This is a genomic window from Streptomyces sp. CA-179760 (assembly GCF_050937045.1).
Classification (GTDB): domain Bacteria; phylum Actinomycetota; class Actinomycetes; order Streptomycetales; family Streptomycetaceae; genus Streptomyces.
This window is the reverse complement of record NZ_JBNJLZ010000001.1, coordinates 6,662,029-6,686,382: the sequence shown is the minus strand read 5'-3', so window position 1 is coordinate 6,686,382 and position 24,354 is coordinate 6,662,029. Positions and strand designations below refer to the sequence as shown.

Genomic DNA, 24,354 nt, shown 5'->3' with positions numbered 1-24,354 from the left:
CCCCATGAGCGACCCACACGAGCCACTGCGGATCGAAGCCGACCGCGACCGCTGCGCCGGCGCCGGCATGTGCGCCCTGACGGCGCCCGAGGTCTTCGACCAGGACGACGAGGAAGGCCTGGTGGTACTCCTGCGCCCCGACCCGCCCCCCGAGCACCGGGCCACCGCCCGCATGGCCGCCGGCCTCTGCCCCGCCGGAGCCATCACCCTCCACGCTCCGGCCTGACGGGCACCGGCTGCTCGAGAACGCGTCGCCCTGCCCGTGGCCGGAGTGAGCGGCGCGGGCGTCCTCCCCCTCCGTCCTCGCCCGCAAAAACGGCGACGCCGAGCGGGCAGGTCCCTAGGGGAGGAGGACCTGCCCGCTCGGCGTTTCACGGACCGGGCGGCTGAGCGACGGGGGACGTTCAGCCGCCCGGAGGCTCGGGGAGCGGGACGTGACCGTCAGGTCTTCGCCAGCTCCTTCTCGCCGCCCTGCTCGGGCAGCTCGACGTGGTCGTCGGAGGAGCCGCCGTGGCCGTCGTCCAGCAGCGTCTTCTCGTCGAAGGGCAGCTGGCCGGCCAGGACCTCGTTGACCCGCTCCTTGTCGATCTCCTTCGTCCAGGTACCGATCAGCACGGTGGCCACGGCGTTGCCGGCGAAGTTGGTCAGGGCGCGGGCCTCGCTCATGAAGCGGTCGATGCCGACGATCAGGCCGATGCCGTCCACCAGAGCCGGCTTGTGCGACTGCAGACCACCGGCCAGGGTCGCGAGGCCGGCGCCGGTCACACCGGCGGCGCCCTTGGAGGCGACCAGCAGGAAGAGCAGCAGCGGGATCTGCTCGCCGATGGACATCGGCGTGCCCATGGCGTCGGAGATGAACAGCGAGGCCATGGTCATGTAGATCATGGTGCCGTCGAGGTTGAAGGAGTAGCCGGTCGGGACGGTGATGCCGACCACCGGCTTGCTGACGCCCAGGTGCTCCATCTTCGCGATGAGCCGCGGCAGCGCGGACTCCGAGGAGGAGGTGGAAAGGATCAGCAGGAACTCCCGGCCGAGGTACTTGAACAGCGTGAGGATGTTCAGGCCGGAGATGACGCGCAGCAGGACGCCGAGCACGATGAAGACGAACAGGAAACAGGTGACGTAGAAGCCGAGCATCAGCACGGCGAGGCTCTTGAGCGCGTCCACACCGGCGGAACCGGTGACGGCGGCGATGGCACCGAAGGCGCCGATCGGGGCGGCCCACATGACCATGGCGAGGATGCGGAAGACGAGCCGCTGGATGTGCTCGATACCGCGCAGGATCGGCTGGCCGGCCGAGCCCATGCCCTGCAGGGCGAAGCCGGCGAGCAGGGCGATCAGCAGGGTCTGCAGGACCGACTCGTTGGTGAAGGCGGAGACGATCGTGGTCGGGATGATGCCGAGCAGGAACTCGGTGGTGCCCTTGGCCTCGGAATCGATCTGCGCGTGACCGGCGTCCTTGATCGCGTCGGTCACCGCGAGGCCGGTGCCCGGCTCCAGGATGTTGCCGACGACCAGGCCGATGCCCAGAGCGACCAGCGACATCACGGTGAAGTAGACCAGGGCGATACCGCCGACGGCACCGACCTTGGCGGCCTTCCGTACCGAGCCGATGCCCAGCACGATCGTGCAGAAGATGATCGGCGAGATCATCATCTTGATCAGGTTCACGAAGCCGGTGCCGATAGGCTTCAGGCCGACAGCGAAGTCGGGTGCGGCCAGACCCACCGCGATACCGGCAGCGACCGCGATGATCACCGCGATGTAGAGATAGTGGGTGCGGTCCCGCTTGGGTTTGCGTGCGGCAGGTGCCGTATCGGCTGCGCTGGTCACGGCGGCCCTCCTTGACGACGTCGTCGGCATCACCGGCGTGCGGCTCACGTCCGGAAAACTGGGAGCGGGGCTCCCGGAGATGCGTTATAGGGAATGCCGTGACTATGTCCTGCTCTGTGAGCGCGGTCACCCTTCCGTTCATTTAGTTCACAATCAGCCACGAGGCAGACTGACGACATGCGCTTCTCCGTCCCCCGACCCCGCAGCCTGGCGGCCCAGCTCTTCGGCATGCAGGCGGTACTGATCGCGGTCGTCGTGGCCGGATGTGCACTGTTCACCTATGTCAGCGACCGCAGCCAGGCCGAGGAGTCCGCGAAGCGCCAGGCCAGGGCCGTGGCACGCTCCGTGGCCGACTCCCCGTCGGTGCTGGCGGCGGCCGGCACCTCCGACCCGACCGCGGAGCTCCAGCCGTACGCGCTGAAGGTCATGCGGGACACCGAGGTCGACTTCATCACGATCATGAACCCGAAGGGCATCCGCTGGACGCATCCCGACCCGGACCAGATCGGCCAGACCTTCCAGGGCCACACCGAGCGGGCGCTGAAGGGCGAGACCTTCACCGAGACCTACACCGGCACCCTCGGCCCGTCGGTCCGCGCGGTCGCCCCGATCAACAACGGCAAGCAGATCGTCGGCCTGGTCAGCGCGGGCATCCGGGTCGAGGCGATCACCGAGCGGGTGCAGAGCCAGGTCACGGCCCTGCTGGGGGTCGCCGCCGGGGCTCTGGCCCTGGGCGCCATCGGCACCTATGTGGTCAACGCCCGGTTGCGCCGCCACACCCACGGTATGAACGCGGGCGAGCTCAGCCGGATGCACGACTACCACCAGGCCGCCCTGCACGCCGTACGGGAGGGGCTGCTGATGCTGGACGGGCAGTACCGTGTGGCGTTGATCAACGACGGGGGCGGGAGCTGCTCGGCGTGGAAGGGGACGTGGTGGGCAGGTCGGTGGCCGCGCTGGGGCTCCCCGCCCCGCTGACAGGCGCGCTGCTGGCGTCGGAGCCGCGGGTGGACGAGGTGCATCTGACGGCCTCCCGGGTCCTGGTCATCAACACCTCCCCGGTGTCGGGCGGCGAGCGGCGCGGTACGGTCGTCACCCTGCGCGATGTCACCGAACTCCAGTCACTGATGGGTGAGTTGGACTCCGAGAGGGGCTTCACTCAGGCGCTGCGCTCGCAGGCGCACGAGGCGGCGAACCGGCTGCACACGGTCGTCTCGCTGATCGAGCTGGGCCGGGCGGAGGAGGCGGTGGAGTTCGCGACGGCCGAGCTGGAGCTGGCGCAGGCGCTGACCGACCAGGTCGTGGCGGCGGTGAGCGAGCCGGTGCTGGCGGCGCTGCTCCTGGGCAAGACGGCCCAGGCGAACGAGCGGGGCGTGGAGCTGATGGTGTCGGAGGACAGCAGCCTGGACGACGGCCTGCTGCCCGAGACCCTGCCGGCGCGGGACCTGGTGACCATCCTGGGCAACCTGATCGACAACGCCGTGGACGCGGCGCAGGGCAGTGTGCGGGCGCGGGTGACGGTGGCGGCGTACACCCGGGACACCGAGGACTGCCCCGAGCTGGTGCTGCGGGTGTCCGACACGGGCCCGGGCGTCGACCCGGAGCACGCCGAGGCGGTCTTCCAGCGGGGCTTCTCGACGAAGCCGTCCGGCCCGGGCGGACGAGGTCTCGGGCTGGCCCTGGCACGGCAGGCGGCACAGCGGCACGAGGGGACGCTGTCGGTGACGGAGGCCGACGGGGGCGGGGCGGAGTTCGAGGTACGGCTGCCGCTGCGAGAGTCCGGCGCGGTCGCCGCAGGCATGACATCCGGAGGCCCGGTGTCCGAGGGCTCTGGAGGTCCCGTATGACGAGCGACACGACGCACGCGAAAGCCATCCGGGTCCTGGTGGTGGAGGACGACCCGGTGGCCGCCGACGCCCACGTTCTGTACGTCGGGCGGGTCCCCGGGTTCGTCGCCGTGGGCAAGGCGCACACGGGTGCGGAGGCCCGCCGGGCCCTGGAGCGCACCCCGGTGGACCTCCTCCTGCTCGACCTGCACCTGCCGGATGTGCACGGGCTGCAGCTCGCCCGGTCCCTGCGCGCCGCCGGGCACCACGCCGACGTGATAGCGGTGACATCGGCGCGCGACCTCACCGTGGTACGCGAGGGCGTCTCGCTCGGAGTCGTGCAGTACGTCCTTAAGCCGTTCACCTTCGCGACGCTGCGGGACCGCCTCGTGCGGTACGCCGAGTTCCACGCCTCGGTCGGCGAGGCGAGCGGCCAGGACGAGGTGGACCGGGCCCTGGCGGCCCTGCGCGCCCCCGGCCCGGCGGCCCTGCCCAAAGGCCTGAGCGCGCCGACGCTGGAGCGGGTGACGGTGACGCTGCGGGACAGCGCGGAGGGCCTCACGGCCGCGGGCGTGGCGGAGACCGTGGGCATCTCCCGCATCACGGCCCGCCGTTATCTGGAGCATCTGGTGGACGCGGGCCGCGCGGCCCGCCGCCCGCAGTACGGCACGGTGGGGCGCCCGGAGTTGCAGTACCGCTGGGTCAGCGGCCAGTGACGAACCGTCATCTCTCACCTGCCGGGATCAAACCACGGCATACGCATTGACCTGACTAGACCACTCAACTTAGGTTCACGACGCAGCCGTCCAGGCCACAAGGAAGTGCGCCCGTAGGAGGTCGTGCCCGTGCGCCCCACCGCCGCTCTCACCCCCCTCGTCGCCCTGGCCCTCGCCGCGTCCGCCCTCACCGCCTGCGGTGGGGGCTCCGGCAGCGACCCGGACACCGTGAAGATCTCCTTCAAACAGTCCACGGACAACTCCGTCAAGGTGATGGACACGTATCTCGCGGACATCAAGAAGCAGTTCGAGAAGGCCCACCCGGGCAAGAAGGTCGAGCTCGTCCCGATCAAGGCCCCGGACTCGGAGTACTACACCAAGCTCCAGCAGATGCTCCGCTCCCCCAAGACCGCCCCCGACCTGGTCTACGAGGACACGTTCCTCATCAACTCGGACATCACCAGCGGATATCTCAAGCCCCTCGACCCCTATCTCGCCAAGTGGCCGGACTGGGACGAGTTCATCGACACGGCGAAGGCGGCGGCCAAGGGCGAGGACGGCAAGACCTACGGCGTCCCCGACGGCACCGACACCCGGGGCCTCTGGTTCGACAAGGACATCTTCAAGAAGGCCGGCCTCCCTGCCGACTGGCAGCCGAAGACCTGGAACGACGTCCTCACCGCAGCCCGCACCATCAAGCGAAAAGCCCCCGGCACCATCCCCCTCAACATCTACACGGGCAAGCCGGTCGGCGAGGCCGCCACCATGCAGACCTTCGAGATGCTGCTCTACGGCACGAACGACGGCACCACGGACCCCCTCTACGACAAGTCGAGCAAGAAGTGGATCGCCGGCGGCCAGGGCTTCAAGGACGCCCTCTCCTTCGTCGAGACGGTCTACAAGGAGAAACTCGGCCCGGACGTGTCGGACGCGCTCGACCCGAACGTCATGACCCGGGTCCGCGGCGAGTGGCTCCCGCAGGGCAGGCTCGGCATCGCCCTCGACGGCTCCTGGCTGCCGCAGGACTGGCTGTCCGGCAGCGGCCACGAGTGGCCCGAGTGGTCTCAGAAGCTGGGCCTGGCCGCCATGCCGACCCAGCACGGCCAGGCGCCAGGCAAGGTGAGCATGTCCGGCGGCTGGACCTGGTCGATCCCGGCCAAGGCGGGCAACCCGGACCTGGCGTTCGAGTTCATCAAGACGATGCAGACCAAGGACAACGCGCAGAAGTGGTACGTCGCCAACTCCGGCATCGCGGTCCGCGGGGACGTGGCGAAGGACCCCGCGTACGCCACGGCCCAGCCCGGCATCAAGTTCTTCACGGACCTCGTGGCGAACACCCACTACCGCCCCGCCTATCCGGCCTACCCCAAGGTCTCCGTGGCCGTCCAGGAAGCGATGGAGGGCGTCACGACGGGCGACACGTCGGTGGAAGAGGCGGCACGGGGCTACACGGACGCACTGAAGGACGCGACCGGCAACCAGGTGGCCGAACGGTGAGCGAGGCCCGATGACCACCACCGCACCGCACCCGCGACTCACCGAAGCTCCCCAGGAGAAGCACCCGGCACGCGGCCCCCGCCTGCCGGTGCGGATCCTGCCCCTGACCCCCGCGGTCGTCCTCCTGCTGCTCTTCCTGGCCGGCCCGATCGCCTACTGCGTCTACATCGCCTTCACCGACCTCCAGCTGACCGGCCAGGCCCAGGAGTCGTTCGTAGGCCTCGACAACTTCACCCGGGCCTTCGGGGACGAGGCGTTCCTGAACGCCGTATGGCTGACGCTGGTGTTCACGGTCCTCTCCTCCCTCATCGGCCAGAACACGCTGGGCCTGGCCCTGGCGGCACTGATGCAGCGCGCGTCGAAGCCGGTCCGTACGCTCACCGGCGGCATCGTCGTCACGGCATGGGTCCTGCCGGAGGTCGTGGCGGGCTTCCTGCTCTACGCCTTCTTCCGCCGGGAGGGCACCCTGAACGCCATCCTGGACTGGCTGCATCTGCCCTCCCAGAACTGGCTGTTCACGCTCCCGATCCTGGCGGTGTCGTTCGCGAACGTCTGGCGCGGTACGGCCTTCTCGATGCTGGTCTACTCAGCGGCCCTGAACGAGATCCCCAAGGAGATCACCGAGGCGGCCGAGGTCGACGGTGCGAGCGGCCGGCGCCGCCTCTGGCACATCACCCTGCCGATGATCCGCCGCTCGATCGGCACCAACCTGATGCTCAACACCCTCCAGACCCTCTCGGTCTTCGGTCTGATCTGGGTCATGACCAGGGGCGGCCCCGGCGGCAGAAGCCAGACACTTCCCCTCTTCATGTACGAACAGGCCTTCCAGAACAGCCTGATCGGCTACGGCACGGCGGTCGCCCTCCTGCTCCTCCTGGTCGGCTCCCTCTTCTCTCTCATCTACCTGCGCCTGCTACGGACGGAGGTCTGACCGGCCATGGCCCACACCCTCTCCTCCCGCCGCACGACCCGCCGTCTGGCGGCCGACGCGGGGCTCCTGGTGGTCGCAGCGGCCTTCGTGCTCCCGCTGGCCTGGGTGGTCCTGTCCGCCGTCGACCCTCACGCGGGCCTCCGGGTGAAGGCTCCCGACGGCCTCACCCTCGACAACTTCGACGCGATCCTGACCCCCGAGATCACCTTCACCCCCTCCTCAACAGTCTGATCCTGTGCGGCGGCGCGACCCTGCTCACGGTGGCCTCCGCGGCTCTCGCGGCCTACCCGCTCTCCCGCTTCCGCTCCCGCTTCAACCGCCCGTTCCTGCTGACGATCCTCTTCGCCACCAGCCTGCCCATCACGGCGATCATGGTTCCGGTCTACGCGCTCTTCGTCCAAGTGGATCTGATCGACACCATGCAGGGCACGATCTTCTTCTTCACCGCGTCCCAACTCCCCTTCGCCATCTGGCTGATGAAGAACTTCATGGACGGCGTGCCCAAGGAACTGGAGGAGGCGGCGTGGACGGACGGGGCGTCGGCGTTCCAGTCCCTGCTCCGCATCGTCCTGCCCCTCATGGGCCCCGGCGTGGCCGTCGTGACGGTCTTCTCCTTCGTCATGATGTGGGGCAACTTCTTCGTCCCGTTCATGCTCCTGCTCACGCCTGACCAGATGCCGGCGTCCGTCAGCATCAACGACTTCTTCGGCAACCGGGGCATGGTGGCGTACGGGCAGCTGGCCGCGTTCTCGATCATCTACTCGACGCCGGTGATCCTGCTGTACGTACTGATAGCCCGGCGCCTGGGAGGAGGCTTCGCGCTGGGTGGGGCGGTCAAGGGCTGAGGGCGTTGTCGCCGGGCCGGGCGGCTGGGGCGGGAGCCACGACGCGCCCGCAACCGCGCACAGCGAGCAGGGGACGTGTCGGGGGGTGTCCGCCCGCAGCGGTTGTCGCGTCAACGGACAGTCAGTCGGCACGCAACCCCATCGCGACGTTCCGAGGACGGACACCCCCCGACGCGGCCCCGACCCACCACCACGGCGCAGGCGCTACGCACACCCCCACCGAAGCCCCCAGGCCCGCCGCAGGCACCCGGCGATCACCGCACCAGACACGGCCGCTTCCCGTCGAACTCCCACCCCGGAACCAGGTACCGCATCCCCACCGCATCGTCCCGCGCCCCCAACGCCTTCTCCCGGTACAGCTCGTGCGCCGCGAGGAGCCGGTCCATATCAATCGTCACCCCCAGCCCCGGTGCCTCCGGAACCGCGACCTCCCCACCCACGATCCGGGGCGGGGAAACGGTGAGCCGCTCCAGCCCCTCCTGCCAGATCCAGTGCGTGTCCAGCGCGTTGTACTCCCCCGGCGCCGCCGCCCCGCAATGGGTCACCATCGCCAGCGAGATGTCGAAGTGGTTGTTCGAGTGACACCCCCACGTCAGCCCCATCGCGTTGCACAGCTGCGCCACCCGCACCGACCCCCGCATCGTCCAGAAGTGCGGATCGGCCAGCGGAATGGACACCGACTGCAGAGCCAACGCGTGCGCCATCTGACGCCAGTCCGTAGCGATCATGTTCGTAGCCGTCGGCAACCCGGTCGCACGCCGGAACTCCGCGAGAACCTCCCGCCCCGAGTAACCCCCCTCCGCCCCGCAGGGATCCTCGGCATAGGCCAGCGTCCCCATCAGCGGCCGGCACAGCTCAACCGCCTCCCGCAGCGACCACGCCCCGTTCGGATCGAGCGTGATCCGCGCCTCGGGAAACCGCGCCTTCAGCGCCCGCACCGCAGCGACCTCCTCGGCCCCCTCCAGCACACCCCCCTTGAGCTTGAAGTCCCGGAACCCGTACAGGTCGTACGCCGCCTCCGCCTGCCGCACGATCGCCCCCGGCGACAACGCCTCCTCGTGCCGCACTCGGTACCACTCCACGTCCGAGTCCCGCTCCCGGACATACTCCAGATCGGTCCGGTCCGGATCACCCACGTAGAAGAGATATCCCAGCACCCGCACGGAAGCCCGCTGCTGCCCGTCCCCAGCAGCGCGGCGACCGGCACATCGAGATGCTGCCCGAGCAGATCGAGCAGCGCCGACTCCACCGCCGTCACCGTATGCACCGTCGTCCGAAGATCGAACGTCTGCGCACCTCGCCCACCCGCGTCACGGTCGGCGAACCGCTCACCGATCTCCCGCAGCACCCGCTGGTAGTCCCCCACCTTGGCTCCGACGACGAGCGACTCGGCATCCCGCAGCGTCTGCGTGATCTTCTCCCCGCCGGGCACCTCCCCCAGCCCGGTACGCCCCTCGGAGTCGGTGAGAACGACGACGTTGCGGGTGAAGTACGGCCCGTGCGCGCCGGAGAGGTTCAGCTCCATGCTGTCCCGCCCGGCGACGGGGTAGACGGCGAAGCCGGTGACGGTCGGCTGACTGCTCATGCTGGTCCAAGTCCCTTGTGTGATGGATGAATCGATGGTTGGGCTACAAGCCCAGAACGTCCAGCGCCCACTCAACAGCCAGCACACCCCCCAGCCCGAGCACCGCCAGCACCGTCGTATAGGACGTCCGCACCTTGATCGCCTCGATGACGGACAGGTTGAAGTACTCCTTGAACAGCCAGAACCCGGGATCGTTCACGTGCGAGAACGCGATGGATCCACACGCCACCGCCAGCACCATCACCTCCGGGTGCACCCCACCGCCCGCAAGCAACGGCAGCGCGACACCGGAGGCAGTGACGACGGCGACCGTCGCCGAGCCGAGCGCGATCCGCAGGATGACGGCGACGAGCCAGGCGAGGACGATCGGCGAGACGGACCAGCCGTCGGTGACGTCCTTGATGTAGTCGGAGATACCGCCTTCCACCAGGACGTTCTTGAACGCCCCGCCCGCACCGATCACCAGCAGGATCATCGCCATCGCCTGGGCCGCCGACGAACAGGATGCGCCGACATCGCTCAGGCTCCGCCCGATCCGCGGCCCGAACACCCAGATCGCCAGGCACAGGGTCAGCAGCAGGGCGATCGGCGCCGAGCCGACGAAGGCGACGACGTGCAGGAACGGGCTGTCTCCCGAAGCCGCCATGTCGGTCACGGCCGCGGCCACGATCAGCACCACGGGGAACAGCGCCACGAACAGCGACCACCCGAGCCCCGGCATCTCCTCCTCGCTGAACTCACGCTCGCTGACCAGCCCCTTGGGAATGGTGGGCGTCATCCGGGCGACGAACGGAAGACGCGGCCAGGCCAGGGCGATGAGCGCCCCCGCGGGCACGGCGATGAACAGGCCGTAGAACAGCGTCAGTCCGACGGAGGCGTGGAAGGTCGCGGCGACGGCGGTGGGGCCGGGGTGCGGCGGCAGGAAGCTGTGCATGGTGGACAGGGCGATGGACATCGGCAGCCCGACCCACAGGAGCTTCGCGCCGGTGACCCTGACCAGGGTGAACGCGATGGGCACGATGATGACGAACGCGACCTCGTAGAACATGGTCACGCCGATGAGCATGGACGTGACCACCATGGCCACCTGCACCCATCGCGGGCCGAAGGCGTCGAGGAGCTTGCCGGCTATGCGCTGTGCGGCACCCGAGTCCCCCATCACCCGGCCGACCATGGCACCGAGCCCGATGGTCAGCATGGTGTCGCCGATCTGGTCCCCGATGCCCTCGGAGAGGACGTCCGGGATGGTCGCCACCGGAATGCCACGGACCAGCGCGACACCCACCGCGACGAGCAGCAGGGCCGCGAAGCCGTTCATTCTCAGCCGGGTCATGAGCAGGAGCAGGACCACGACGCTGATCCCGACGACGAGCAGAGGCAAGGCAGTTCCCCTTTGAACTGGTGGGAGCTCTGAACTGGTGGGGCTCTCATCCCTGTATGCAGATGGCGTCCACGTATGCAGATGGAGGCTAAGTGCGTGAACGGAGTGGGTCAATGGCCCGGGCGATCACAGATTGATGTGCGCGATCGACGCGGACCTACGATGAGCCCATGCAGGAGAGCAGAGGCGTCCGCGGCGTGAAGTCGGCGGCCAGAACCGTCGCACTGCTGGAACTGCTCGCGGAGCGAGGCGAGGAACCTTCGCGCCTCGACCAGCTCGCCGAGGACCTGGACGTGCCGCGCAGCAGCATGTACCAGCTGCTCCAGACGCTCGTCGACTCCGGCTGGGTCCGCACCGACGCCACCGGCTCCCTCTACGGCATCGGGATCCGCGCCCTGCTCACCGGCACCGGCTATCTCGACGGGGACCGCAGCATCCGGATGGTCCGGCCGTATCTGGACGAGGCGTCGGACGCGCTCGGCGAGACGATCCACATGGCACGGCTCGACGGCCGGGACGTCGTCTACCTCGCCACCCGCGAGTCCCACGAGTACCTGCGCACCATCAGCCGGGTCGGCCGCCGCGTCCCGGCCCATGCCGGCGCATTGGGCAAGGCGCTGCTCGCCGAGCGCACCGACGACCGACTACCGCTGGACAGAGGCCCGTTGACGGGGCTCACGGACAACACACACACCGACCGCACCGCCCTGCTCGCCGACCTGGCCCGGGTGCGCGAGCGCGGCTACTCCATCGACCGCGAGGAGACGGTGCCAGGCATCGCGGGCTTCGGCTTCGCACTGCGCTACGGGACACCGGCGGTCGACGCGATCAGCTGCTCGGTCCCGGTGGCCCGGCTGACCCCGGAGCACGAGACCCGCATCGTCGCCGTGATGAGCGACATCCGAGCGAGGATCGAGTCCCGGCTGCCGCCGGTGTCGGGCGTGGACTGGCGGTAGAACCCCACGCCCACCAGACAAAAAAGTGCCGGCCACACCATCGTGACCAGCACCTTCTCCACCGAGCCCATATCCCGGACTCAGACGTTCACCCAGTCGCCCCGTCCGGCAGAACCCCCGCCCGGAACGGCTCCACCCCTTCCAGCGTCCGCACTCGCGTCGGCTCGATCAGCAGCATCACCCGCCGTTCGCCGGGCAGCATCCACGGATACCGGTCCTGCCCGAGGTACTTGCGCGTCAGCCGGTCCATGCCCCGCTCCGCCTCCTCGCCCTCCACGAAGCGGACGACCTTCCCCCGGATCTCGGCCCGGTCGTACGGGTTCTCCGGGTCGTGATGGGAGAGCGAAACGTACGGATTGCGCCGCAGATTCTCCTCCTTCACCCGCCCTATCGACGTGTTGACCATGACGTACTCGTCTTCGATGTCCGCCCACATGGGCGACACCTGAGGCGCCCCGTCGGCCCCCACCGTCGCGAGATGCCAGAAGTTCGGCGCGAGAAGCCGCTCGCGAATATGCCCGTTGAGCTTGCCGTTCACCTGATTCACTGCCTTTCCGGGCCCATGATCATCGGCCCCGGGGTCATCCCTACCCCCAACCCGCCCCGACCGACAAGCCGGTCTTCAGCCCCGGCCGAACCCGCCGGTAGCCGTAGCTTCCTACAATCCGTGATCCTGGCCGAACAGACCGTAGTCAACGCACCCCAGTCCCCCTAGCTTGTGGCGCGTGCGCCGACCTTCAGCCCGCCCGAGCAAGCCCGCTCCTCCTCCACCGCAGCCCGCCCCCACGGCCCCGCCCTTCAACGCCCCGGCCGCCCGACGCCTGCGCGCCGCGCTCGGCATGACACCCGAGCACGTCGCCCACGGCATGCGCGTCTCGTACGGACACCCCCGCGTCACCCCGGACCACGTGATCGACTGGGAACGCGGGACCGCGGCCCCGTCCCACTCCGAACTCACCGCCCTCGCAGGCGTGCTGTGGTGCTCACCGGGTGAACTCATCGGCAGACCCCGCACCCTGCGCGAGCACCGCATCGCCCGCGGCCTCGCCCCCGAGGACGTGGCCCGGGCCGTGGGACACGAGGTCCACGCGTATCTGCGTATGGAGGAGACCGACACCTGGCGCGGCACGGACCGCCAGTCCGGCGCCCTCGCCGACGTGCTCGGCCTCGGCCTGCGCGATTTCGTCACCGTCACGGGCCGGAACGCCAAGCTCGGCGATCTGCTGCGCAGCGCGGTCAGCACCCGCTGGCAGGCCTACGTACGCCCGGTGGCCAAACTCGTACCCCTGGACCGGCCCTTCCTGGAGGGCGCCCTGCGGGCGCTGCACGAGGACTACCAGGGCCACATGGCCGCCACCCTGAGCTGGGGCGGCGGCAACAGCGACGCGGGCGACACCGCCCGCGACTTCCTGGACCGGATCGTCGACCACTTCTGGAGGAGAATCCAGGAGATCCCGGCCTAGAACGTCCGGAACACCTCGAACGTCCAGAACGCCTAGAACACCGACTCGGCCTCGTCCATCCGGTCCTTCGGCACCGTCTTCAGCTCGGTCACGGCCTCCGCGAGCGGCACCATCACGATGTCCGTCCCGCGCAGCGCGGTCATCCGGCCGAACCGGCCCTGGTGCGCCGCCTCCACCGCGTGCCAGCCGAACCGGGTGGCGAGCACCCGGTCGTAGGCGGTCGGTGAGCCGCCGCGCTGGACATGGCCGAGAATGACCGGCTTGGCCTCCTTGCCGAGTCGCCTCTCCAGCTCATGGGCGAGTGCCGTGCCGATGCCCTGGAAGCGCTCGTGGCCGAACTTGTCGATCGCGCCCTTGCCGTAGTCCATGGTGCCGTCGGCGGGGTGGGCGCCCTCGGCGACGGCGACGACCGCGAACTTCTTGCCGCGGGCGAAGCGCTCCTCGACCATCTTGACGAGATCGGCCGGATCGAACGGTCGCTCCGGCAGACAGATGCCGTGCGCGCCCGCCGCCATGCCGGACTCCAGCGCGATCCACCCGGCGTGCCGGCCCATGACCTCCACCACCATCACCCGCTGGTGGGACTCGGCGGTCGTCTTGAGACGGTCCATCGCCTCGGTGGCGACTCCCACGGCCGTGTCGAAGCCGAAGGTGCGGTCCGTGGAGGAGATGTCGTTGTCGATCGTCTTCGGCACGCCCACGACGGGCAGGCCCGCGTCGGAGAGCATCCGGGCCGCCGTCAGCGTGCCCTCGCCGCCGATCGGGATCAGCGCGTCGATGCCGAACTCGTGGATCATGTCGGAGGCGTTCTCGCAGGCCTCACGGAGCCGGTCGCGCTCCAGCCTGGACGATCCCAGGATCGTGCCGCCGCGGGCCAGGATGCCGCTGACGGCGTTGAGGTCGAGGGCGCGGTAGCGGCCGTCCAGCAGGCCCGAGTAACCGTCCTCGAAGCCGATGACCTCGTCGCCGTAGTTGTCGACCGCCCGGTGCACGACCGACCGGATCACGGCGTTCAGGCCGGGGCAGTCGCCGCCTGCGGTGAGAACTCCGATACGCATCGTGCTGTGTCTCCTGCTCGCTGTTGACACCGGTGAGCTTCCACCGATTGTTTCACGCTCCCCAGCCCGGCGGGGTACCCGACTTTGACGGGCGCCTTATCCATCGGCGGAGGTATTGTCAAGGCGGTTCCGCTCACCCCGATGGGCGATTTTTCGACGTCCCGCAGAGATACGTCCCACCGAGACATGCCACTGAGACGAAACGGAGAGCGCGCGTGACCCGCAGCGTGTACGTGACCGGCATCGACCGCGGCGACGGCCGCCAGGTCGTCGAACTGGGGGTCATGGAGCTCCTCACCCGGCAGGTGGACCGGGTCGGTGTCTTCCGCCCCCTCGTCCACGACGGGCCCGACCGCCTCTTCGAGCTGCTGCGCGCCCGCTACCGGCTCGCCCAGGACGCGTCGACCGTCTACGGCATGGACTACCAGGAGGCGTCCGCCCTCCAGGCCGAGGCCGGCACGGACGAGCTGGTGTCCACGCTCGTCGAACGGTTCCACCTGGTGGCCCGCGAGTACGACGTGGTCCTGGTCCTCGGCACCGACTTCGCCGGCACCCAGCTCCCTGACGAGCTGTCGCTCAACGCCCGGCTGGCGAACGAGTTCGGCGCCTCCGTGATCCCGGTCGTGGGCGGCCGCAAGCAGACCGTCGAGTCGGTGCTCGCCGAGACGCGCAACGCCTACCGGGCCTACGACACGCTGGGCTGCGACGTCCTGGCCATGGTCACCAACCGGGTCGCCCGCGAGGACCGCGACGAGATCGCCCGCCGGCTCGACTCCCGGCTCCCCGCGCCCTGTTACGTCCTGCCCGACGAGCCCGCGCTGTCCGCCCCGACCGTCTCGCAGATCAGCCACGCGCTCGGCGGCAGGGTGGTGCTCGGCGACGACTCGGGGCTCGCCCGGGACGTGCTCGGCTTCGTCTTCGGCGGTGCGATGCTGCCGAACTTCCTGGGCGCCCTGACCCCGGGCTGCCTCGTCGTCACCCCGGGCGACCGGGCCGACCTGGTCGTCGGCGCGCTCGCCGCGCACAGCGCGGGCACCCCGCCGATAGCCGGTCTGCTGCTCACCCTGGACGAGGTGCCCGGCCCCGACATCCTCACCCTCGCCGACCGCCTCGCGCCGGGCACCCCGGTGCTGTCGGTGGCCGGCACCAGCTTCCCCACCGCCGAGCAGCTCTTCTCCTTGGAGGGGAAGCTCAACGCGGCCACTCCGCGCAAGGCGGAACGGGCACTCGGCCTGTTCGAGCGGTTCACCGACACCGGTGAGCTCACGCGCCGGGTCTCCGCGCCCAGCAGCGACCGCGTCACGCCGATGATGTTCGAGCACAAGCTGCTGGAGCAGGCCCGCTCCGACCTGCGCCGCGTGGTGCTGCCCGAGGGCACCGAGGAGCGGGTGCTGCACGCCGCCGAGGTGCTGCTGCGCCGGGGCGTGTGCGAGCTGACCCTGCTCGGCCCGGTCGACCGGATCCGCAAGAAGGCCGCCGACCTGGGCATCGACCTCGGCGAGTCCCAGCTGATCGACCCGGCGACGTCCGAGCTGCGCGACGGGTTCGCCGAGCAGTACGCGGCCCTGCGCGCCCACCGGGGTGTCACCGTGGAGCTGGCGTACGACGTGGTCTCGGACGTGAACTACTTCGGCACGCTGATGGTGCAGGAGGGCCTCGCCGACGGCATGGTCTCGGGCTCGGTGCACTCCACGGCCGCGACCATCCGCCCGGCCTTCGAGATCATCAAGACCAGGCCGGACGCCGACATCGTCTCGTCCGTGTTCTTCATGTGCCTGGCCGACAAGGTCCTCGTCTACGGCGACTGCGCGGTCAACCCCGACCCGAACGCCGAGCAGCTCGCGGACATCGCCATGCAGTCGGCGACCACGGCCGAGCAGTTCGGCGTGGAGCCGCGCATCGCGATGCTGTCGTACTCCACCGGCACCTCCGGCTCCGGCGCCGACGTCGACAAGGTCCGCGAGGCCACCGAGCTGGTCCGCTCCCGCCGCCCCGACCTGAAGATCGAGGGCCCGATCCAGTACGACGCCGCCGTGGAGCCGTCGGTCGCGGCGACCAAGCTGCCCGGTTCCGAGGTCGCCGGGCAGGCCAGCGTGCTGATCTTCCCCGACCTGAACACCGGCAACAACACCTACAAGGCCGTGCAGCGCTCGGCCGGCGCGATCGCCGTCGGCCCGGTGCTCCAGGGCCTGCGCAAGCCGGTCAACGACCTGTCCCGGGGCGCCCTCGTCCAGGACATCGTCAACACCGTCGCCATCACGGCGATCCAGGCCCAGTCCCCGGCCCCGTCCCCGTCCCCGTCCCCGTCCCCGTCCCCGAGTGAGAAGGCAACCGCCCAGTGAGCCCGTCCCGCGTCCTCGTCCTCAACTCCGGCTCCTCGTCGCTGAAGTACCAGCTGCTCGACATGGGCGACAGCAGCCGGCTGGCGGTGGGGCTCGTCGAACGCATCGGTGAGCAGACCTCCCGGCTCAAGCACACCCCGGCGGGCGGCGAGAGCCGGGAGCGCGGCGGGGCGATCGCCGACCACGACGCGGCGCTGAAGGCGGTGGCCGAGGAGCTCGCCAAGGACGGCCTCGGTCTGGACTCGCCCGAACTGGCCGCGATCGGGCACCGGGTGGTGCACGGCGGGAAGTCCTTCACCGAGCCGACCGTCGTCGACGACGCCGTGCTCACCGAGATCGAGCGGCTCATCCCGGTGGCCCCGCTGCACAACCCGGCCAACCTCACGGGCATCCGCACGGCACAGGCACTGCGGCCCGACCTGCCGCAGGTCGCCGTCTTCGACACCGCGTTCCACACGACCATGCCGGAATCGGCCGCCCGCTACGCGATCGACGTGAAGACGGCGGACGAGCACCGGGTGCGGCGCTACGGCTTCCACGGCACCTCGCACGCCTACGTCTCCCGGGCCACCGCCGGGCTGCTGGGCAAGGACCCCGCCGAGACGAACGTGATCGTGCTGCACCTGGGCAACGGGGCGTCCGCCTCGGCCGTGCGGGGAGGCAAGTGCGTGGACACCTCCATGGGGCTGACGCCTTTGGAGGGGCTCGTGATGGGTACGCGCTCCGGAGACATGGACCCGGCCGTCATCTTCCATTTGATGCGTGTTGGTGGAATGTCCGCGGACGAGATCGACACTCTTCTCAACAAGAAGAGCGGTCTGATCGGTCTGTGCGGCGACAACGACATGCGGGAGATCCGCCGTCGCGTCGACGAGGGCGACGAGCAGGCGGAGCTGGCGTTCGACATCTACATTCACCGCCTGAAGAAGTACATCGGTGCCTATTACGCCGTGCTCGGACGGGTGGACGCGGTCGCCTTCACCGCCGGTGTCGGCGAGAACGCGGCGCCCGTGCGGGAGGCCGCCCTGGCGGGCCTGGAAGAGCTGGGCCTGGTGGTGGACGGCGAGCGCAACGCCGTGCGCGGCGAGGAGGCGCGGCTGATCTCGCCGGAGGGCTCCCGGGTGGCGGTGGCGGTGGTGCCTACTGACGAGGAATTGGAGATCGCGACGCAGACCTACGCGCTGGTAATTGGTTCGGGGAATCACACCTGAGCGGCATCCCGCCCTTTTGTATTTTCCGCTAGACGGAATATTCCGTTGCGAAACAAACCGATAGGATCGCCCCCATGCGCCGTTCGAAAATCGTCTGTACTCTCGGCCCCGCGGTCGACTCCCACGAGCAGCTTGTCGCGTTGATCGAAGCCGGTATGAATGTGGCCCGCTTCAACTTCAGCCACGGCACGCACGCCGAGCACCAGGGCCGGTACGACCGGGTCCGTGCCGCCGCCAAGGAGACCGGCCGGGCCATCGGTGTCCTCGCCGACCTCCAGGGCCCCAAGATCCGCCTGGAGACCTTCGCAGAAGGTCCCGTGGAGCTGGTGCGCGGTGACGAGTTCACCATCACCACCGAGGACGTCCCGGGCGACAAGACGATCTGCGGGACGACCTACAAGGGCCTTCCCGGCGACGTGACCAAGGGCGACCAGGTCCTGATCAACGACGGCAATGTCGAACTGAAGGTCACCGAGGTCGAAGGCCCCAAGGTGAAGACGATCGTCATCGAGGGCGGCGTCATCTCCGACCACAAGGGCATCAACCTGCCCGGCGCGGCCGTCAACGTGCCCGCGCTGAGCGAGAAGGACATCGAGGACCTCCGCTTCGCCCTCCGGATGGGCTGCGACCTGGTCGCGCTGTCCTTCGTCCGGGACGCCAAGGACGTCCAGGACGTGCACCGCGTCATGGACGAGGAGGGCCGCCGCGTCCCCGTCGTCGCCAAGGTGGAGAAGCCTCAGGCGGTGCAGAACATGGAGGACGTCGTGATGGCGTTCGACGGTGTGATGGTCGCCCGCGGTGACCTCGCCGTCGAGTACCCGCTCGAGAAGGTCCCCATGGTGCAGAAGCGCCTGATCGAGCTGTGCCGGCGCAACGCCAAGCCGGTGATCGTGGCGACCCAGATGATGGAGTCGATGATCACCAACTCCCGTCCGACCCGCGCCGAGGCCTCCGACGTGGCCAACGCGATCCTGGACGGCGCCGACGCGGTCATGCTGTCCGCGGAGTCCTCCGTCGGCGCGTACCCGATCGAGACGGTCAAGACGATGTCGAAGATCGTCACCGCGGCCGAGCAGGAGCTGATGTCCAAGGGCCTGCAGCCGCTCGTCCCGGGCAAGAAGCCGCGCACTCAGGGCGGTTCGGTGGCCCGTGCCGCGTGCGAGATCGCCGACTTCCTCGGCGGCCGGGGCCTGGTGGCCTTCACCCAGTCCGGCGACACCGCCCGCCGTCTGTCCCGCTACCGCGCGCAGCAGCCGATCATCGCCTTCACCACCGACGAGGGCACCCGCAACCAGATGGCGCTCAGCTGGGGCGTCGAGCCGTACGTGGTGCCGTTCGTGAACAGCACGGACGAGATGGTCGACCTGGTCGAGCAGGAGCTGGTCAAGCTCAACCGCTTCAACGACGGCGACATCGTGGTCATCACCGCCGGCTCGCCCCCCGGCGTCCCCGGCACCACCAACATGGTCCGCGTCCACCACCTGGGCGAAGCCAAGTCCTGACCCGCGAAGGGCCGTGCAGGCCCCTTGAGCGGCACCGCTGCCGCCCCTCTGTGATCCAGGGGGTGGCAGCGGGAACACGGCGACGCCGCTGTCCATGGAGAGGCACAGGTCGCATGGTCGCTGACCCCTCCCCGGCTCTGGTCGAACTGCTGCGGCAGCTCGACCGGGCCGCCGGCCGGACCGAATCCGAGGCGTCCTTCGCCGACGGGCACGACCGCTGGTCTCTCTACCGAGCGGCGATGGACGCCCCCGGCGCGCTGCCGCCGCTGTTCGAGGCGGTGTCCCTGGAGCCGGACGGGCCCCTGGCATCCGGAGTCGTCGGCGAGGTGCTCGAACGGGTCCCCGCGGGCGAACGCGAACCATGGGTGCGGATCCTCGACCCGTCCGTCCGCGCCTTCTCGGAACGCCGGGCACGGGAGCTCGGTGTCCTGGAGTCGCTGCGCCAGGGTGCCGTCCCCGCCGAGGGCATCGGTGATCTTGTCGACGGCTGGTCCGACTGGCTGCAGCTGAGGGCCGTGCGAGCGGCCGCCGACACGGCGGTCCTGCGTGTCGTCTCCCGGAAGGGCCGGACCAGGAAGATCCGGCAGGCGGCCGTGGAGGCCCTCAGACCACCGAAGTAGCACGCACAGCACTGTGCCCCGCCCGGTCGCGACCCGGCGGGGCACAGTCCTTTCGCGGCTCCGGCAGAAGTCCGGATCAGTCGGTCACATACTGGTGCAGCCCCGGCACGGTCAGCGTGCCGCCGAACTGGCCCGCCTGGGTGACCTTCACGTTGGTGAAGTAGATCTCCGGGAGGTTCAGGGGCGGCGGGTGCTCGGGGTCGAACGTGAGCGGGACCAGCCCGAGCAGGTTGCCCGAGATCCTCTCCGTGTACATCACCGTCTTGCCGTCGGTGATCGTGGACGTCGACCCCTTGGCCGCCTGGACGTGGTGGGTCTTGCCCGACTGCTTGTCCTTGACGAGCTGGTGCAGGTCCCCGATATCGGTGCCGTCGGAGATGACGAACTTCAGGACCTTCTTGGTCGCGCCGCTCGCGGTCTTCACCTCGACGATGCCCTGGTAGTCGGCACCGCGCAGCTTCAGGGAGCTGGCTTCCAGCCGCCAGGGCTCGTCGGGCACGAGGATCTTGTTGTCGATCCCGCCCTCATCGTCCGTGGCGGCCGGGCAGCCCTCGGGGTCCAGGGAAGGGCTCGCGGACGGGCTGGGGGAGGCGGTGGCCTTCTCCGCCGCGTCCTCGGCCGCCTTCTCCGCAGCCTTGGTGGTGTCCTCGACCGTCTTGGTGGTGTCCTCGACCGTCTTGGACGCCTTCTCGGTGGTGTCCTTGACCGTGTCCTCGACCGTGCCGGTGGCCTTCTCGGCCGAGTCCTTCACGGTGCCGGAGGCGTCGTCAGCCGGGTTCTCGGTGCTCTCGGACGCCGAGGCGGAAGGGGTCGGGCTCGCCCCGTCCTTCCCGCCGTTGAAGATGCCTCCGATGGCCTCGCCGATGTCCTCCAGCACGTTGCCGCCGCTCTCGGACGGCGAGGGGGACGGCGTGGCCGCCGACTCGTCACCCGCGGCGGTCTCGCTCGGGGACGGGGCAGGCTCGGGCTCGGCCTTGTCGTCGGAACCTGAATCCGGCGAAGAGGAACCGCCCTTGTCCGCGTCCGTGCCGCCCGAGGGGGACGGCGTCTGGGCGGTGTCGCCCTTGTCGTCCTTCTCGTCCGTCTTGCCGTCGCTCGCCGACGGAGACGGTGTGGGTGAGGCCGAGTCGTCGCCCTTGGAGCCCTTCTCGGAGTCGTCCAGGGCTGCCACACAGTCCTTGTACTCGTCGGCCGTCAGGCTCTTCGCCGTGGGCGTCGCCGGGGTGTCGCTGTCGGCGATCGCGAGCGTCGACGTGAAGCCCATCCCCATGAGGACCGCGGTCGGCATCGCCGCCATGGCTATCGCCTTGCCGGCCGGCATCTGGAACCGGGTGAAGAGCGGCTTCTTGGGTGCCGCGTGGCGCGGCCCGGTTCTCACACGGGACACTTCCGCACCATCCCTGTGGGTCACCTCGTCAGCCGGCACTGCGCCTCCCGTTCGCCCCGTTCGCCGGGCTCGTTCCTGACAGATCGTTCGGCTCGCCCGCCACGGGCCTGAGGATCGTGGTGTCGGAGTCAGCGGCACCCGCGGGCGCGCCCCCTCCGCCCGCCGCGTCCCGCTGCGCCGGCTGTGCGTCGGTGTCCCTGCCTGGCGCCCACGCCACAGCCATCGCGCCGCCGACGAGGGTGAACAGGAAACCGACGACGAAGCCGCCGATGTTGGACACCGGAATGGACACCAGGCCCAACAGAATCGCCGCGACGCCCGCGAAGGTCCGGATGTGCTTCTGGAACCAGAGGCTGATGCCCAGCACAACGAGCAGCACACCGATGATCAGGGAACCGGCGCCCGCGGTGGTGGCCATCGCCAGGGTCAGGTGGCCGATCTGGAGGTTCGCGTACGGGAAGTACATGATCGGAAAGCCACCGATCACGATGAACAGGCCGGCCCAGAACGGCCTGGTGCTCCGCCAGGCGCGGAACTGCAGCCTCCGGCGGGTGAACTGACCGGGCGCGGCAGAGATCTCGGCGCTCATGGAAAACAGCTCCCTGGTGCGGCGTTGCTGTGGTGAGAGTGGTACTGCGATGGAGGGGTGGAGGTGAAGAGGCGGCCGAAGGCCCGACGGGCGGGGCGCCATCGGCCCCCCGCCCGCCACGGAGTGCTCAGTAGCACTCGACGCCGGCGCCCTTGCCCTTGTGCAGCGACATGTGCAGACCGCTCAGCTTGAAGGTTCCGGCAGTGGTCGCCCACGCCGTCTGCTTCACGTCCTTCAGCGTCGCCGACTCCGCCTGCTGGCCGAAGCCGTTCGGGTTGGCCTGTTCCTTGCCACCCTTCATGCCGGGGCCGGGGCCGCTCTTCATGTCACCGGCCGCTACACCGATGTCGATGTTGTGGAACTCGGCATCCGCCTGGAGGTCCTCGACGTCGATGTACAGGTTCTTGGCATAGACCTGCTTCTTCTGGTCGCTGCTGTCACCTGCCTCCAGCCTCAGAGTGACATCCCCGATGAAAGGCACGCTCGGGGTGACAACGGACTGGCACATCTTCTCGATGTAGGCCGACTTGAACGCCGAGACCGCGACTGCGTGCCCCGTCTTCTCGCCGGAGAGGGTGGTCCCCTGGTCGACGGCCCCGTACTGGGAGAAGCCCGTACCCTTGAGCTCCTTCGCCGTGACCTTGAACGACTGCCCCGACACACTGAACGACGCGGCGAGTGCGCCCTGCGCGAGGGCGACACCTATCACAGCCGTGGCGGCGACGCTGGGCACCATCACCACAGCGAACCGCTTCCATCTGGTCCCGCCACGCACCTGGGACTCCATATTTCCTCCTTCTCGGACGTACATCTCCTGCCCTGGCTCGCCCCGAATGGCGGCCCAGCCGGGCAGGGATGGGAGAAGTGCTACGTCCTCGGGAAGGAGAGCGCCTGCACTCGGTGGCGCAACTCGCGCCCGAATCACCGGCGATCACCCCCGAGCGACAACCACTCGGTCGCGCCTGACACGCATCACGCACAACCCTGCTGGACAGGCTTCGCCGGGTGGGCGAAGACCCCCCTGTCCAAGAGCCGGCGCCACTGCCGCCGGCTCTGCTCGGTGGGGACCCTGAATGTCCCGCGACCCAACCGGCTGCCGGGGTACGGGAATGGACCGAGCGTGGCCGATCGTGGTCCATTCTGGCCGCCCGCACAAGGGGGATCGTTACTGGCTAGTAACGGCCGTATAACCGAACAACGACCCATCGGTCTCGGTCGACGACGCAGGGTGGCCCCCACCTGCGGTACAAAGCTGTTGATCGATGGACAGAAACCGACAGATCAACGCCCGAGACTTACTTGCAGTAACAGCGGCCGCGATTACCAAGTTTTGGTAAAGCGCGGCCGCGGTGACGCTCCGTGGGCAAATCTTTCACGCGGGCACCACAAGCCCGCGTGTTTAACGACTGGTCAGAACAGGGCGCGCGCCAGGGCCCTGCGCGCCGCGATCACCCGCGGATCCTCGGGCCCGACCACCTCGAACAGCTCCAGCAGACGCATCCGCAGGGTGTCCCGGTCGTCACCCACCGTGCGCGAGACGGTGTCGATCAGACGGCCGAAAGCGTCCTCGACATGGCCGCCCACCAGATCCAGGTCGGCGGCGGCGATCTGCGCCTGCACATCGGCCGGCTTGTCGGCCGCGTCCTTGCGCACCTGCTGCGGGTCGACGCCCTGCACGCGCTGGAGCAACTCGGCCTGGGCGAGACCCAGTTTGGCCTCCTCGTTGCCCGGGTCCTCGTTCAGTACGTTCTTGTACGCCTGGATGGCACCGTTCAGATCACCCGAGTCCAGCGCCTGTACGGCGGCCTCCAGGAGCGCGTCGTACGGACCGGCCGGACGCTCGGGAGCCTCCGGGGCGGCGCCCGCCTCGGCGTCGGGGTCGACGGTGAGGCCGGTCAGGCCGAAGCGCTGCTCGGCGACCTGCACCAGCTGGTCCAGGGTCCCCCGGATCTGCTCCTCGCCCGCGGCCCCCTGGAAGAGCGGCAGCGCCTGCCCCGCGACGACCGCGAACACCGCGGGGATCCCCTGGATGCCGAACTGCTGCATCAGCATCTGGTTGGCGTCGACGTCGATCTTGGCGAGCAGGAAACGGCCGTTGTACTCGACGGCCAGCCGCTCCAGGACCGGGCTCAGCTGCTTGCAGGGCTGACACCACTCGGCCCAGAAGTCGATGACGACGGGCACTTCGGCGGACCGCTGCAGGACCTCGGTCTCGAAGCCCGCCTCATCGACGTCGATGACGAGGTCGGCCGGGGAGATCGCCCCCGCACCACCCTCCCGGGCGGCTTGGGTACGCGCCTGCTCCGCCTTCGCCTTGGCCTCCTGGGCCGCCTTCACCGCGGCGAGGTCGACGACTCCGCTCATGGACATGTTCCGTGGCTGCATGCGCCTATCCTCCCCCGTACTGCGCGCGTGTGTGAAAAACGATGTGAAAGCCGGGTCGGTCGGATCCCGTTCGGCGCCGGGTCCCCACCCCGCGCCATGTCTCCGAAGCCCGTGTACGTCCTTCACGGGCTTTCGCTACGAGACGTAGCGTAATGGCACGTCCGACCGGCGGACCACCACCCCCTGGTGATCTCCCTCACGGCCACACAGGAACCGCCCGTTATGGT

18 protein-coding genes and 3 pseudogenes are annotated in these 24,354 nt (G+C 69.3%); 12 read left to right on the top strand and 9 right to left on the bottom strand.

The window, feature by feature from the left end:
• The first annotated feature begins 4 nt into the window (after nucleotides 1-4).
• Entirely contained in the window at nucleotides 5-226 is a 222-nt protein-coding gene (locus ACQEV8_RS30600; protein ID WP_432966642.1) for a ferredoxin, read from the top strand.
• Between the two features lie 215 nt (nucleotides 227-441).
• Here the strand turns inward: ACQEV8_RS30600 and ACQEV8_RS30595 are convergent, their stop codons facing one another.
• Nucleotides 442-1,833: a cation:dicarboxylate symporter family transporter gene (locus tag ACQEV8_RS30595; protein ID WP_432966640.1), complete on the bottom strand. Its 1,392-nt coding sequence runs from the start codon at nucleotides 1,831-1,833 to the stop codon at nucleotides 442-444.
• 177 nt (nucleotides 1,834-2,010) lie between these two features.
• Between ACQEV8_RS30595 and ACQEV8_RS30590 the strand changes: the two are divergent.
• The 5 genes and pseudogenes from ACQEV8_RS30590 (at nucleotide 2,011) to ACQEV8_RS30570 (ending at nucleotide 7,648) form a co-directional block, all read left to right on the top strand.
• A pseudogene (locus tag ACQEV8_RS30590) lies at nucleotides 2,011-3,680 on the top strand (sensor histidine kinase).
• Entirely contained in the window at nucleotides 3,677-4,375 is a 699-nt protein-coding gene (locus tag ACQEV8_RS30585) for a response regulator (RefSeq protein WP_432966638.1), read from the top strand. Before ACQEV8_RS30590 ends, ACQEV8_RS30585 begins: the two are co-directional and overlap by 4 nt.
• 129 nt (nucleotides 4,376-4,504) lie before the next feature.
• Nucleotides 4,505-5,872, top strand: coding sequence for an extracellular solute-binding protein (locus tag ACQEV8_RS30580; protein ID WP_432966636.1), 1,368 nt, complete (start codon nucleotides 4,505-4,507; stop codon nucleotides 5,870-5,872).
• A gap of 10 nt (nucleotides 5,873-5,882) precedes the next feature.
• Nucleotides 5,883-6,803: a carbohydrate ABC transporter permease gene (locus ACQEV8_RS30575; RefSeq protein WP_432966634.1), complete on the top strand. Its 921-nt coding sequence runs from the start codon at nucleotides 5,883-5,885 to the stop codon at nucleotides 6,801-6,803.
• A gap of 6 nt (nucleotides 6,804-6,809) precedes the next feature.
• A pseudogene (locus ACQEV8_RS30570) lies at nucleotides 6,810-7,648 on the top strand (carbohydrate ABC transporter permease).
• Nucleotides 7,649-7,902: 254 nt separating this feature from the next.
• On the opposite strand, the pseudogene ACQEV8_RS30565 reads toward ACQEV8_RS30570, so the two are convergent.
• Together ACQEV8_RS30565 and ACQEV8_RS30560 are read right to left on the bottom strand one after the other, a co-directional pair.
• Nucleotides 7,903-9,233: pseudogene (locus ACQEV8_RS30565) on the bottom strand (enolase C-terminal domain-like protein).
• Between the two features lie 43 nt (nucleotides 9,234-9,276).
• Complete coding sequence (locus ACQEV8_RS30560) at nucleotides 9,277-10,614, bottom strand: gluconate:H+ symporter (protein WP_432966632.1); 1,338 nt, start codon at nucleotides 10,612-10,614, stop codon at nucleotides 9,277-9,279.
• A gap of 170 nt (nucleotides 10,615-10,784) precedes the next feature.
• Between ACQEV8_RS30560 and ACQEV8_RS30555 the strand changes: the two genes are divergently transcribed.
• On the top strand, nucleotides 10,785-11,570 hold the full coding sequence (locus ACQEV8_RS30555; RefSeq protein ID WP_432966630.1) for an IclR family transcriptional regulator: 786 nt from the start codon (nucleotides 10,785-10,787) through the stop codon (nucleotides 11,568-11,570).
• A gap of 88 nt (nucleotides 11,571-11,658) precedes the next feature.
• On the opposite strand, the gene ACQEV8_RS30550 is transcribed toward ACQEV8_RS30555, so the two are convergent.
• Nucleotides 11,659-12,117, bottom strand: coding sequence for a PPOX class F420-dependent oxidoreductase (locus tag ACQEV8_RS30550; protein WP_432966628.1), 459 nt, complete (start codon nucleotides 12,115-12,117; stop codon nucleotides 11,659-11,661).
• A 178-nt stretch (nucleotides 12,118-12,295) separates the two neighbouring features.
• Here ACQEV8_RS30550 and ACQEV8_RS30545 point away from each other — a divergent pair, with 178 nt between their 5' ends.
• Nucleotides 12,296-13,033, top strand: a complete 738-nt coding sequence (locus tag ACQEV8_RS30545; protein ID WP_432966626.1) for a helix-turn-helix domain-containing protein — start codon at nucleotides 12,296-12,298, stop codon at nucleotides 13,031-13,033.
• Nucleotides 13,034-13,065: 32 nt separating this feature from the next.
• On the opposite strand, the gene ACQEV8_RS30540 is transcribed toward ACQEV8_RS30545, so the two are convergent.
• Nucleotides 13,066-14,091: an ATP-dependent 6-phosphofructokinase gene (locus ACQEV8_RS30540; RefSeq protein ID WP_391115220.1), complete on the bottom strand. Its 1,026-nt coding sequence runs from the start codon at nucleotides 14,089-14,091 to the stop codon at nucleotides 13,066-13,068.
• A 215-nt stretch (nucleotides 14,092-14,306) separates the two neighbouring features.
• On the opposite strand from ACQEV8_RS30540, the gene pta reads away from it, so the two are divergent.
• The 4 genes from pta to ACQEV8_RS30520 all read left to right on the top strand — a co-directional run bounded on the left by pta (nucleotide 14,307) and on the right by ACQEV8_RS30520 (nucleotide 19,766).
• Entirely contained in the window at nucleotides 14,307-16,433 is a 2,127-nt protein-coding gene (pta, locus tag ACQEV8_RS30535; RefSeq protein ID WP_432966623.1) for a phosphate acetyltransferase, read from the top strand.
• Nucleotides 16,430-17,644 (top strand): acetate kinase, encoded by a 1,215-nt coding sequence (locus ACQEV8_RS30530; RefSeq protein ID WP_432966621.1) that lies wholly within the window; start codon nucleotides 16,430-16,432, stop codon nucleotides 17,642-17,644. Before pta ends, ACQEV8_RS30530 begins: the two co-directional genes overlap by 4 nt.
• Nucleotides 17,645-17,718: 74 nt before the next feature.
• Nucleotides 17,719-19,146 carry a pyruvate kinase gene (pyk, locus tag ACQEV8_RS30525; RefSeq protein WP_432966619.1) on the top strand — a complete coding sequence of 476 codons (1,428 nt, stop codon included), beginning with the start codon at nucleotides 17,719-17,721 and terminating at the stop codon, nucleotides 19,144-19,146.
• Between the two features lie 113 nt (nucleotides 19,147-19,259).
• On the top strand, nucleotides 19,260-19,766 hold the full coding sequence (locus ACQEV8_RS30520; RefSeq protein ID WP_432966617.1) for a hypothetical protein: 507 nt from the start codon (nucleotides 19,260-19,262) through the stop codon (nucleotides 19,764-19,766).
• A gap of 76 nt (nucleotides 19,767-19,842) precedes the next feature.
• On the opposite strand, the gene ACQEV8_RS30515 is transcribed toward ACQEV8_RS30520, so the two are convergent.
• From ACQEV8_RS30515 to ACQEV8_RS30500, 4 genes are all read right to left on the bottom strand, one after another.
• On the bottom strand, nucleotides 19,843-21,192 hold the full coding sequence (locus ACQEV8_RS30515; RefSeq protein WP_432966615.1) for a hypothetical protein: 1,350 nt from the start codon (nucleotides 21,190-21,192) through the stop codon (nucleotides 19,843-19,845).
• Entirely contained in the window at nucleotides 21,182-21,742 is a 561-nt protein-coding gene (locus ACQEV8_RS30510) for a DUF6114 domain-containing protein (protein WP_432966613.1), read from the bottom strand. The genes ACQEV8_RS30515 and ACQEV8_RS30510 overlap by 11 nt, the downstream gene beginning before the upstream one ends.
• Nucleotides 21,743-21,869: 127 nt before the next feature.
• Nucleotides 21,870-22,529 carry a DUF6230 family protein gene (locus ACQEV8_RS30505; protein ID WP_432966611.1) on the bottom strand — a complete coding sequence of 220 codons (660 nt, stop codon included), beginning with the start codon at nucleotides 22,527-22,529 and terminating at the stop codon, nucleotides 21,870-21,872.
• Between the two features lie 623 nt (nucleotides 22,530-23,152).
• A complete protein-coding gene (locus ACQEV8_RS30500) occupies nucleotides 23,153-24,127 on the bottom strand; it encodes a tetratricopeptide repeat protein (RefSeq protein WP_432966609.1) in 975 nt (324 codons plus the stop codon).
• Between the last annotated feature and the right edge of the window lie 227 nt (nucleotides 24,128-24,354).